The organism is Massilia pseudoviolaceinigra, assembly GCF_030846505.1.
Classification (GTDB): domain Bacteria; phylum Pseudomonadota; class Gammaproteobacteria; order Burkholderiales; family Burkholderiaceae_D; genus Telluria_A; species Telluria_A violaceinigra.
Genome location: NZ_JAVCWL010000010.1, coordinates 17,127 through 27,020 on the forward strand (window position 1 = coordinate 17,127; position 9,894 = coordinate 27,020).

Genomic DNA, 9,894 nt, shown 5'->3' on the forward strand with positions numbered 1-9,894 from the left:
GGGCCTTGGCGTACTTTCTCATTACTTGCTCATCATTTGCCCCAGTTACCAACCTGGTAAGGATCCTTCTCGCTCTTGGGAATGCGGCGCAGCGAAAGCGGCTCCACGATCGCCGTATAGGCATATTTCGGATTGACGACGTTGGCGTACGCGTGCGACAGCAAGATCAGCGGATCGCCCGACTCGTCCACCAGCACCTTGTCGGTCTTGTAGACGCACATCTCGCGCAAATCCAGATACTTATTGGTGTTCATGGTCCAGAAGTTGGGCGGCAGGCAGCGCAGCTCGACGCCGTTGACGGTGCGCGCCTGGGTATACTCGGTGGTGTCCTTCCCGCGCGGGGCATGGGCTGGCCATTCGGGAATCTCATCGACCGAGGTGACCTTGCCGTCTTCGATCCGGGTCGCCTTGCCGGCGTGAGTGACCGAGACGCTGACCATCTTTTCGGACGGCAGCGTGTAGACGCATCCGGTCTTGGGATCCATCGATGACGCGTCCTCGCCGCCCAGCGATTCGGTCTTGACCACGCTCGAGGTACCGTTGGTAATCCGGGTCACGCGCCGGTGGCCGTAGTTATCGGGCACCACCGGGAACGGCTTGACGGACACCTTGAGCAGCCTGGCCACTTCAACGCACGGCAGGTAAGCCGCGTCGTGCATCATCCTGATCAGCTGATTGGGCGGATCGTCGCGTTCGAGCAGCACCACTTCCCAGCTCTCGCCGCTGGCGGCCGAGGTGGACGCCGCTGGCGCGTCCGTGCTTGTGGTGGCCGGCGTTGGACTGGGCGACTTGCCGCACGCGGCGAGCAGAACGCACAGGAGAACGGGAAACGTCAGGATGCGGTTGGTCATTGGAAGGCGGCAAGCGGGATGGAAGGGCCCCGATTTTAGCGCAAGATCATGCGAAAATCATAAGGCCGGAAAAATCCGCAACTTCCCTCAGCGCGCTCGCACGCGCGCCACCGCTTCAATTTCAATCAAGGTCTCAGGCGAGGCCAGCGAGGCGACGCCGATACCGGTCAGCGCCGGGCGCGTTGCGCCGAAGTACCTGGCGATCACGGGAACCAGTTTGTCCATGTGTTCGCCCAGCTCCCCTCGGACATACACGCGCAGCTGCAGGATATTGTCGACCGACGAGTCGGCCGCTTCCAGCACGGTCAGCAGGTTTTGCACGGCACTGTCGGCCTGCGCTTCGATGCTGCCATGGTTAACGTGGTAATTGGCATCCCAATCGACCTGTCCCGACACGAAGACCAAGCCGCTTGCGGTATCGGCCGTGGCCTGGGACATGCCGAACGGGGCGCCGTCGTACAAGGCAGCCGGATTGATTTGTTTGATACGCATGCACGACCTCACAGGAAAATGAATGAGGTCGCAGTATGCTGGCGCGCGCCGGGCCCATCAATCGCGCTGCGCTTGTAAGCGATACAAGCGAAACCATGTCGCGCGGTGAACCTGGCGCGCTCACTTGCGGACGATTTCTTACGCGGCCCGCTTGGCGCGCATGCGGCGTGCCCGTGCACCGACAAGCAGCAGGCCGCCAAGCAGCATCGCGTAGGTCGACGGTTCCGGCACGGCCGTCACGTTAACCAGGGTGTCCATCTTGCCAACGAAGGAAGTGTCGCCGCCATCCGAGGCGCTCGGACGCCAGCTGGCACCGACCGTGGCGCCTTGCGCGCTCAGGACGACAGGCTGGCCCGGCGTGAACAGGCCTGCAACGTCAAATCCCAAACTGACATAGGGACCGTGCAAGGTGAACCCAGGTTTGCTCCCACCGTATCCATAGATCTGTCCGTCGACGACCGCCGTGTCCTCGCCGTTTGCGAACGTCATCGAATACGATCCGGTGGCGCCAGTGGTTTTAACCAGGGCATCGTCGAAGCTCAGGGTGCCGCTGAAGCGCTCACCGACGCTGATGCTGCCATAGGTCCAGGACTGACCGCTGGTAATGTCGCGCCACACGTAATCCGGGCCCCATGGCCCTTCCACCCTGCTCATGTGCGACATGCTTTCGACCACACCAGAAAACGTGTAGGTCTGGATCGCGGCCGAGGCAGCCTGGCTGAGCAGGGTGCCGGCGACGAAAACTGCTGCTAGTAATTTTTTCATGATTCTCCAATGATCCGTTTTAAAAAATTCAAAGCAATATTACCAGGGAATAATTACTATTTATTAAACATTTACAATTTTGCATACCCATGGCGTCAGGCCCATGCGCGGGCGCATCGCAATCATGCGGCCAGCAAGCGCTTTACCCGCCCCAGCAGCCAGCGCATGAAGGGATCGTTGTTTGCGCTCGGATGGTATGCCGCCACCACTTCGTACCCCGGCGGGTACTTTTCCAGAGGAATGTCGAACAAGCCGTCGGTGGGCAGCAGGCGCGAGGGAAGAAAAGCCACCATGTCCGATTGCTTCAGAAACGCCTGCGCCATGAAAAAGGACGGCGCGGAGAGCACCACGTTGCGGCGCAACCCCTGCCGTTCGAACCACGTGTCCGCCGACCCTTTAAAACTGCCGATGCCGGGCGACGTGACAATGAAGTCGTACTCGATCAGCTTCGCCAGCGGCATGGCCTGGCCCGTCAGCATGGCGCTGTCGGCCGACACGCAGCGGTATTGTTCAATGAACAGCGGCTCGGAAATCAGCCCGACCGGGACGTAGCCGTCGACGGTGAACGTCAGGTCGATGTCGCCCTGATGCATTTTCGCGGTCAGGTCGTTCACCTCGATATCCACCACGATGATTTTCACCCTGGGTGCGGACACGCGCAAATCCCGGATCAAGGCGTTCACGATCACTTTTTGCGTGTAATCGGTCGCGCAGATCGACAGCGTCCTGCTGATTGTGTCGGGCGTTACCGAATCCGGCAGCGGAATGGCGTTGATCCGCACCAGCACCTGATGAATATGCGATTCGATCAGTTTGGCGTACGGCGTCGGCGCCATGCCGTGTCCGGTGCGGACAAACAGCGGGTCACCGAGGATCTCTCTCAGTTTCTTTAACTGCAGGCTGATCGCCTGCTGCGATACGCCCAGATGCTCCGCCGCCGCCGACAGTTTGCCGAGCTTGTACAAGGCATCCAGGATTCTTAAATGCGTGATCTCCAGCTTGTCGATCATGAACGATATTCCCACCCTTTTTCAATGGCGCCGTCTGGCGCTGATCCGCTTTTTCGCCGCGCACTGCACCTGTCGTGCCCTGCCCCGACGCGCTATGATGCTGCCACCGGTTACCTTATCAGAGAATCATCCATGCGAAACACCCTCACCAGCACAGTCGTGCTTGGCGCGCTTGCGTTCCTCGCAATGGCAGCGCCCCCGCTGCACGCGGCCGAGCGCCCCGCCGTGCTGCCGGACACCATGCAGCAGCGCCTGCTCGCCTGCGCCTCCTGCCACGCCAAGAAGGACGTCAACGACGCCTTCTTCCCGCGCATTTCCGGCAAGCCGGCGGGCTACCTGTACAACCAGCTGGTCAATTTCCGCGAAGGCCGGCGCCAGTTTCCGCTGATGACCTACATGGTCGACTACCTGCCCGACGCTTACCTGCGCGAGATCGCCGACCACTTCGCCAGCGAACACCTGCCGCCGGCGCCGGCGCGCGCCAGCGCCAGCGCCAGCGCGCCCGCCATGCTGGCGCGCGGCCGCCAGCTCGCCATGCAGGGCGACCCCGCCATCAAGGTCCCCGCCTGCATCGCTTGCCACGGCGAAAAACTGACCGGCGTGACGCCATCGATTCCCGGGCTGGTCGGCTTGCCGCCCGATTATCTCACCGCCCAGTTCGGCGCCTGGCGCAACAAGACGCGCCGTGCCCACGAGCCCGACTGCATGGCCGTGATCACCGAGCGCCTGAGCCTGGAAGACGTGGCCGCCGTGACCGCCTGGCTCGGCACCCAGCAGGCAGCGCCCGACGCCCGTCCCGTCGCCGCCATCGCCCGCCCCTTGCCCATCAAGTGCGGCAGCGCCCCGGATTAAGCCAGGAACCGATTCATGAAAAAGAAATTACTCATCAGCCTGGCGGCACTGACCGCCGTGATCGGCGTTGCCGTGGCCATCGCCTGGCCACGCAACGACTTCATCGCCGCCTCGTCGCCGGCCGCCTTCGCGCCGACCGCCGACAACATTGCCCGTGGTGCTTACCTGGCCAAGGCGGGCGACTGCATGGCGTGCCACACCGTGCGTGGCGGCCCCGAATACGCCGGCGGGCGGGCGCTGGAAACGCCCTTCGGCAGCCTGGTTGCGCCCAACATCACCTCCGACCGCGACACCGGCATCGGCGCCTGGAGTGCGGACGACTTCTGGAACGCGCTGCACAACGGCACATCGCGCGATGGCCGCCTGCTGTATCCGGCCTTCCCGTACACCAATTACACCAAGGTCAGCCGTGCCGACTCGGACGCGTTGTATGCCTTCATGCAAAGCATCCCCGCGCAGAAAGTTCCGAACCAGCCGCATCGCCTCGCCTTCCCCTACAACCGGCAGATCATGCTGGCCGGCTGGCGCCTGCTGTACTTCAAGCCGGGCGAGTACGTGCCGGCCAGCAGCCAGAACGCCCAGTGGAACCGCGGCGCCTACCTGGTCGAGGGGCTCGGCCACTGCGCCGCCTGCCACAGCACGCGCAACAGCTTCGGCGCCAGCGAAGACGGCTTGTCGGGCGGCCTGATTCCGATGATCGGCTGGTACGCCCCATCACTCACTTCCGACGCCGAAGCGGGCCTGGGCAGCTGGGAAGTGCCGCACATCGTTGATCTGCTCAAGACCGGCATCTCGCCGCGCGCGACCGTGTTCGGCCCGATGGCCGAGGTGGTGCAGCGCAGCCTGCAGCATCTGGACACCGAGGACGTGACGGCGATGGCGGTGTATCTCAAGTCGCTGCCGGCCACGCCGGCGCCAGCGGTCGAGATATCGACCGATCCGCGCGTGGGCCAAGTGATTGCGGAGGGCAAGAAGCTGTACGAAGCGAGCTGCGTGGAATGCCACGGTTCGGACGGCAAGGGCTTGCCGCCGCACTACCCGCCGCTGGCCGGCAACCGCGCGCTGACGATGAAGGAAGCCGTCAATCCGATCCGCATCGTGCTCAACGGCGGCTTTGCGCCGGGTACGGCCGGCAATCCGCGTCCGTACGGCATGCCGCCCTACAGCCACAGCATGAACGACCATGAAGTGGCAGCCGTGGTGACCTATCTGCGTAGCAGCTGGGGCAACAAGGCGCCGCCGGTGACGGCGTCGGAGGTCAACAGGTATCGCAGCGCGCCGCTCGATTGAGTTGCCGGGCCAAGGCGTGGGCGCCGAGCTGGCCGTCCACGCCCAATAGTGGTGGCGACTGCGCTCATGACGACGATGGCGAAAACAGCGGCGCGCCCGTCCAGTCTTGGGCCCCGTGCCTAAATGGGAGTCAGTGCACGATCCGGGAGATCGGTCAGCGGATCAAGCCGGCAATGAAATGCCGCAATGTTAGCCTCGACCCATTCCGCACGGCCGATCGGTTCCCAGCGAAGCGCAAAGCCAGCATTTATGCCAAGCAATTCAAACATCAGCCGTTGCACACGTCCATTTCCATCCCGAAACGGATGAATGACGTTGAGTTCGCAGTAGTAGTGTGCAACCGCGCGAAGAATTGCGCACGCGGCGAACCAATTAGATAGTTTTCTTGCCCAAGCTGCCGAAAAAGCTTGTCCGCCTCAGCCTCGATCCGGCTAACGTTCGCGAACCTCGTGCTGCCTTTGCTGATATCGACGGTCCGAAGCTTACCAGCCCGGTCATAAATGTCTTGAAATAGATGGAAGTGAATTGCGCGCAGGGCCGGCAGGGAAATATCATCGAAATTCGGCTCGTATCGTTCAATGCGGGCCTGGGTGAGCTCGATCTCAGCCGCTTCCAGGGCATCCGCCTCGGTGATGCCGAGCTTATTGACCAGAACGTTAGATTTCGGATAGCAATATTGAACGTCCTGGCCCGCGCCGTATTTATCGGCCATTCTTCTTCGTGAGGGTGGCCGCGGTTCGTTCAAGCGCAGGCTTGTTGGTACTCACCGGACGCTGAACCAACCCTTCGAGGCGAAGGCTGGCCTGATAGTTCTCGGAACGCAACTTGAGGAAGATCTGCCGCTTCTTTTCATTAGTCAACATTTCAATCCTCCCGCGCGATAGCGATGCCGTCCACAGACATTGTACCTGATGCCCTTGTCCGGCGACCTGCCGGGCAGGCGAAGAAAGCGCGCATCTGCTGATCCTGACGCGATCCGCAGCACCTTGATCAGCCCTTACGCCGCGTCCAGCATCCCGCTATAACACGCATCGGCAAACCCGATCCGGTCGGTGGTCGCATTGCGCGCATCCTCGACGCTGATCTTCTTCTCGCGCAGCAGGTTCACCAGCGCCGTGTTCATCGAATGGCAGCCGGCGTTGAACTTGCCCGTGCCGCCATCCATCAGCGAGCGCACTTCCGCCACGCGGCCGGACTCGATCATGCGCACCACTTCCGGATTCGAGCTGAGGCACTCGGTGGCCAGGTAATAACGCTCCCCGCCCACCGACGGCAGCAAGGCCTGGCACAGCACGCCGCGCAGGGCACTGGCCAGGGCCTGCGCCTGCGCGTCCGAATTGCCCAGCAGGCGCAGCATCTTCTGCAAACCCAGCTCGGTCGAGCGCGCGTGCAGGGTCGCCAGCACCAGCGGACCCGATTCGGCCAGCGCCAGCGCTTCCTGCGCGGTCTGGGCATCGCGGATTTCGCCGATCACAATCACGTCCGGCCGCTCGCGCAGCGCGTCCAGCGCGCCGAGGTAGTAGCTCTCGACGTCGCCGTCGAAGCCCACTTCGCGCTGGGTGATGATGCACTTACGCTGAGGGATTAGCGTTTCGACCGGATCTTCGATGGTGATGATGTGGCCCGAGCGCGTCTTGTTGATCTGGTCGATCATCGAGGCGATCGTGGTCGACTTGCCCTGGCAGGTGTCGCCGATGATCAATACCAGCCCGCTGGTGAGCAGCGCGAAATCCTGCTCGGCCGCGCGCAAGCCCAGTTGGTTCAGCGGCAGCGGTTCGCGCGGAAAGCGCCGCACCACGCAGCCGAGCCGCTTCTTGCCCTGGAACGTAAAGCAGTTGGCGCGGATGCGCGCCGTGTGCAGGTCGATCGAGCGATCGAAGGCGCGGTCGGAAATGCGCTCGGCCCAATCGGGCTCGATCACTTCGAAGAACTCTTCCAACTCTTCCTTGGTGATCGGCGAATCGGTCACCGCCACCAGCCCTTTCGGCTGGCGCAGCATCAGCGGACTATTCTGGTGAATGATGATGTCGCTGAAAATCAGCTTGGAATTGAGCAGGTGGAGAATCTGCTCGACCAGGGTGCCGAACACCGGATGGTCTTCATTCTCCACATAGGTCAGGGTAGGGATTTGCGAGGACTGGTGGTTTTCCATCTGGCTCTTGGCGTGGTCAATAGTGCCGATAATTATAAGACCAGTCCCCGCAAAAAATTGCATCATTGAAAGATAATTTTTCAGGACGATGCCATTGCGCCCCGTTCAGTGTCACTCCAGCGCAACAGCGCGCCGCGCACCGGCCAGCCGCGCCAGTCCGCAAGCCACCGCCACGGCGACAACGGCCGCCAGCGCCGCCACCGGCGCCATGCCGGTGAGCCTGCCGTCGGCCGCCTCGCCCAGCTGCCAGCTGGTCACCAGCGCCGCCGCGCCGATGGCCACATCCTGCACCAGGCTTTGCAGCGACATGAAGCCGGCCCGTTCGTGCGGCGACGGCACCTGGCTGACTGTGGCCGCCATGGTCACGTTGCGCCCCGCGTTCCCGGCCATGAACAGCACGAAGAACAGGATCGGCAGCGCCGCGCCCAGCCCGAAAAACGGCGCCAGGCCTGCGCAAAAGGCACTCGACGCCAGCCCCGCCGCCAGCACTGGACCGGTGCGGTCGGCCAGGCGTCCGAGCAGCTGCACCGTCAACAGCGCCACCACGCCGCCGGCAAAGTACAGCATGCCCAGCTGCGCGCGCGGAAAGCCCATGTTGAGCAAAAAGTAGGCCGAGAAATGCGGTATCACCAGGAACGCCGAGAACGCGCTGCCAGCTTGCAGCAGCATCGCCAGGCGCACCGCCGGCCGCGCCAGCAGGATGCGCGCCGAGACCTTCTCGCGCGCGTTCAGGTGCCCTTCCAGCGCCGGCAGCAGGCAAGCCATCGCCACCAGCACCAGCGCCGCCAGTGCCGCCACCATATAGAACGGCGCCTGCCAGGCACCGGTGCGCGCCAGTTCCAGCCCGAGCGGCACGCCGGCGATCGCCGCCAGCGAAAAGCCCAGCATCACCTTGGCCATGGCCTTGCCGCGCTGTTCGGGCGGGGTCAGGTCGATCACGATGGCCATGCCGATGGCCACCGCCGGCCCGCCAAAGGCGCCGGTGAGCGCGCGCGCCACCATCAGCGCCGGCAAGCCGTGGCAAAAGGTGGTCGCCAGGGTCGCCAGCGCCAGCAGGCCGAAGGTGAGCAGCAGCGCGGGTTTGCGGTCGAAGCGGTCGAGCAGGCGGAACGTGACCAGCCCGGAGACCGCGGACGCCAGCGTGTAAGCCGCAGCCAGCCAGCCCAGGCGGTCGAGCGCAAAGCCATGCTCGCGCGCCAGGTCCGGCCCGAGCGGCAGCACCATCATGAAGTCCACCAGATAGACAAACTGCAGCGCCGCGACCAGCAAAATCGCGCGGGACGGCTTAGACATCGCGGCCCTCCCGCAGCGCCGCGACGCTCTCGCGCAGGGCCTCGCGCGCGCGGCGCAGCATGGCGGCCGTCTCGGCCCAGTCGACGCAAGGGTCGGTCACCGAGCAGCCATAGCGCAGGGTGGACAGTTCAGCGGGAATAGCCTGGTTGCCGGCCTCGATGAAACTTTCGATCATCACGCCGGCCACGCTGCGGTTGCCCGCCAGGCGCTGGCGCACCACGTCGTCCAGCACGCGCGCCTGCAAGGTGTGGTTCTTGTTCGAGTTATCGTGCGCGCAGTCGATCACGATATTCGGCGGCAGGCCGCCCTTCTCCAGCGCCTGCCCGGCCAGCGCCACGCTGGCCGCGTCGTAATTGGGACGCCCGCCGCCGCCGCGCAGCACCAGGTGGCCATACGGGTTGCCCGGCGTGCGGATCACGGCCGCGCGGCCATCGGCATCGATGCCCAGAAAAGCATGCGGATGCGAGCTCGATGCGATTGCGTTCACCGCGGTGTCGACCTTGCCGTCGGTGCCGTTCTTGAAGCCGACCGGCACGCCCAGGCCCGACGCCATTTCGCGGTGCGTCTGCGATTCCGTGGTGCGCGCGCCAATCGCCGCCCAGCTGATCAACTCACCCACGTACTGCGGCGACACCGGGTCGAGCGTCTCGGTCGCCGCCGGCAAACCCAGTTGGGCCACATCGATCAGGAAGCGCCGCGCCAGCGCCAGGCCCTCGGCGATGCGGAACGATCCATCCATGCGCGGATCGTTGATCAACCCTTTCCAGCCGATGCGCGTGCGCGGCTTTTCGAAGTACACGCGCATGACGACGAACAGCGTGTCGGCCACTTCGTCGGCCAGCGCCTTGAGTCGGCGCGCGTAATCGAGCCCCGCATGCAGGTCGTGGATCGAACAGGGGCCGACCACCACCATCAGGCGTGGATCGCGCCGGTCGAGAACATCGCGCACGCTCTGGCGTGCGGCGCCGATCAGCAGCGCGGTGCTGTCCGACAGCGGCAACTGGGCGCGCAATTCGGCGGGCGACGGCAAGGGGCCGGGCGTGTCGTGCGACAGCGGAGACAGGTCGCGCTTCATGCGTGCTCGCCGCGGGTAGTGGCGTGGACGGCAAGGGCCGCCGCGGCATGCGGTGGCAAGCCCGGTTGGCGGGCGACGAGGTGCGGTACGAGCATGATAGGTCTTTTCAGGTGT

12 protein-coding genes are annotated in these 9,894 nt (G+C 64.0%); 2 read left to right on the forward strand and 10 right to left on the reverse strand.

Going from position 1 to position 9,894, the window contains the following annotated elements:
* Positions 1–32: 32 nt before the first annotated feature.
* The 4 genes from RBA40_RS11460 to RBA40_RS11475 all read right to left on the reverse strand — a co-directional run bounded on the left by RBA40_RS11460 (position 33) and on the right by RBA40_RS11475 (position 3,118).
* Positions 33–851, reverse strand: coding sequence for a hypothetical protein (locus RBA40_RS11460; RefSeq protein WP_306647996.1), 819 nt, complete (start codon positions 849–851; stop codon positions 33–35).
* Positions 852–938: 87 nt separating this feature from the next.
* Positions 939–1,343 carry a RidA family protein gene (locus RBA40_RS11465; protein WP_306647997.1) on the reverse strand — a complete coding sequence of 135 codons (405 nt, stop codon included), beginning with the start codon at positions 1,341–1,343 and terminating at the stop codon, positions 939–941.
* Between the two features lie 138 nt (positions 1,344–1,481).
* A complete protein-coding gene (locus tag RBA40_RS11470) occupies positions 1,482–2,108 on the reverse strand; it encodes a PEP-CTERM sorting domain-containing protein (RefSeq protein ID WP_306647998.1) in 627 nt (208 codons plus the stop codon).
* A gap of 122 nt (positions 2,109–2,230) precedes the next feature.
* Positions 2,231–3,118, reverse strand: coding sequence for a LysR family transcriptional regulator (locus RBA40_RS11475; protein ID WP_306647999.1), 888 nt, complete (start codon positions 3,116–3,118; stop codon positions 2,231–2,233).
* Positions 3,119–3,250: 132 nt separating this feature from the next.
* Here RBA40_RS11475 and RBA40_RS11480 point away from each other — a divergent pair, with 132 nt between their 5' ends.
* Together RBA40_RS11480 and RBA40_RS11485 are read left to right on the forward strand one after the other, a co-directional pair.
* Positions 3,251–3,970 (forward strand): c-type cytochrome, encoded by a 720-nt coding sequence (locus RBA40_RS11480; RefSeq protein WP_374710482.1) that lies wholly within the window; start codon positions 3,251–3,253, stop codon positions 3,968–3,970.
* Between the two features lie 15 nt (positions 3,971–3,985).
* Entirely contained in the window at positions 3,986–5,260 is a 1,275-nt protein-coding gene (locus tag RBA40_RS11485) for a c-type cytochrome (RefSeq protein WP_306648000.1), read from the forward strand.
* A gap of 119 nt (positions 5,261–5,379) precedes the next feature.
* Here the strand turns inward: RBA40_RS11485 and RBA40_RS33555 are convergent, their stop codons facing one another.
* The 6 genes from RBA40_RS33555 to RBA40_RS11510 form a co-directional block, all read right to left on the reverse strand.
* On the reverse strand, positions 5,380–5,613 hold the full coding sequence (locus RBA40_RS33555) for a Fic family protein (RefSeq protein WP_374710485.1): 234 nt from the start codon (positions 5,611–5,613) through the stop codon (positions 5,380–5,382).
* A complete protein-coding gene (locus RBA40_RS11490) occupies positions 5,529–5,972 on the reverse strand; it encodes a Fic/DOC family protein (protein ID WP_306648001.1) in 444 nt (147 codons plus the stop codon). Before RBA40_RS11490 ends, RBA40_RS33555 begins: the two co-directional genes overlap by 85 nt.
* Positions 5,962–6,123: a YhfG family protein gene (locus RBA40_RS11495; protein ID WP_306648002.1), complete on the reverse strand. Its 162-nt coding sequence runs from the start codon at positions 6,121–6,123 to the stop codon at positions 5,962–5,964. The genes RBA40_RS11490 and RBA40_RS11495 overlap by 11 nt, the downstream gene beginning before the upstream one ends.
* Before the next feature lie 134 nt (positions 6,124–6,257).
* On the reverse strand, positions 6,258–7,412 hold the full coding sequence (locus RBA40_RS11500; RefSeq protein ID WP_099880834.1) for a type IV pilus twitching motility protein PilT: 1,155 nt from the start codon (positions 7,410–7,412) through the stop codon (positions 6,258–6,260).
* 111 nt (positions 7,413–7,523) lie between these two features.
* Entirely contained in the window at positions 7,524–8,705 is a 1,182-nt protein-coding gene (locus tag RBA40_RS11505) for an MFS transporter (RefSeq protein ID WP_306648003.1), read from the reverse strand.
* Positions 8,698–9,780 (reverse strand): 3-deoxy-7-phosphoheptulonate synthase, encoded by a 1,083-nt coding sequence (locus RBA40_RS11510; RefSeq protein ID WP_306648004.1) that lies wholly within the window; start codon positions 9,778–9,780, stop codon positions 8,698–8,700. The genes RBA40_RS11505 and RBA40_RS11510 overlap by 8 nt, the downstream gene beginning before the upstream one ends.
* Positions 9,781–9,894 lie beyond the last annotated feature (114 nt).

Excerpts from the sequence above, each read along its gene's own strand:
- RBA40_RS11460 (WP_306647996.1), bottom strand. The coding sequence starts at position 851 with ATGACCAACCGCATCCTGACGTTTCCCGTTCTCCTGTGCGTTCTGCTC.
- RBA40_RS11465 (WP_306647997.1), bottom strand. The coding sequence starts at position 1,343 with ATGCGTATCAAACAAATCAATCCGGCTGCCTTGTACGACGGCGCCCCG.
- RBA40_RS11470 (WP_306647998.1), bottom strand. The coding sequence starts at position 2,108 with ATGAAAAAATTACTAGCAGCAGTTTTCGTCGCCGGCACCCTGCTCAGC.
- RBA40_RS11475 (WP_306647999.1), bottom strand. The coding sequence starts at position 3,118 with ATGATCGACAAGCTGGAGATCACGCATTTAAGAATCCTGGATGCCTTG.
- RBA40_RS11480 (WP_374710482.1), top strand. The coding sequence starts at position 3,251 with ATGCGAAACACCCTCACCAGCACAGTCGTGCTTGGCGCGCTTGCGTTC.
- RBA40_RS11485 (WP_306648000.1), top strand. The coding sequence starts at position 3,986 with ATGAAAAAGAAATTACTCATCAGCCTGGCGGCACTGACCGCCGTGATC.
- RBA40_RS11490 (WP_306648001.1), bottom strand. The coding sequence starts at position 5,972 with ATGGCCGATAAATACGGCGCGGGCCAGGACGTTCAATATTGCTATCCG.
- RBA40_RS11495 (WP_306648002.1), bottom strand. The coding sequence starts at position 6,123 with ATGTTGACTAATGAAAAGAAGCGGCAGATCTTCCTCAAGTTGCGTTCC.
- RBA40_RS11500 (WP_099880834.1), bottom strand. The coding sequence starts at position 7,412 with ATGGAAAACCACCAGTCCTCGCAAATCCCTACCCTGACCTATGTGGAG.
- RBA40_RS11505 (WP_306648003.1), bottom strand. The coding sequence starts at position 8,705 with ATGTCTAAGCCGTCCCGCGCGATTTTGCTGGTCGCGGCGCTGCAGTTT.
- RBA40_RS11510 (WP_306648004.1), bottom strand. The coding sequence starts at position 9,780 with ATGAAGCGCGACCTGTCTCCGCTGTCGCACGACACGCCCGGCCCCTTG.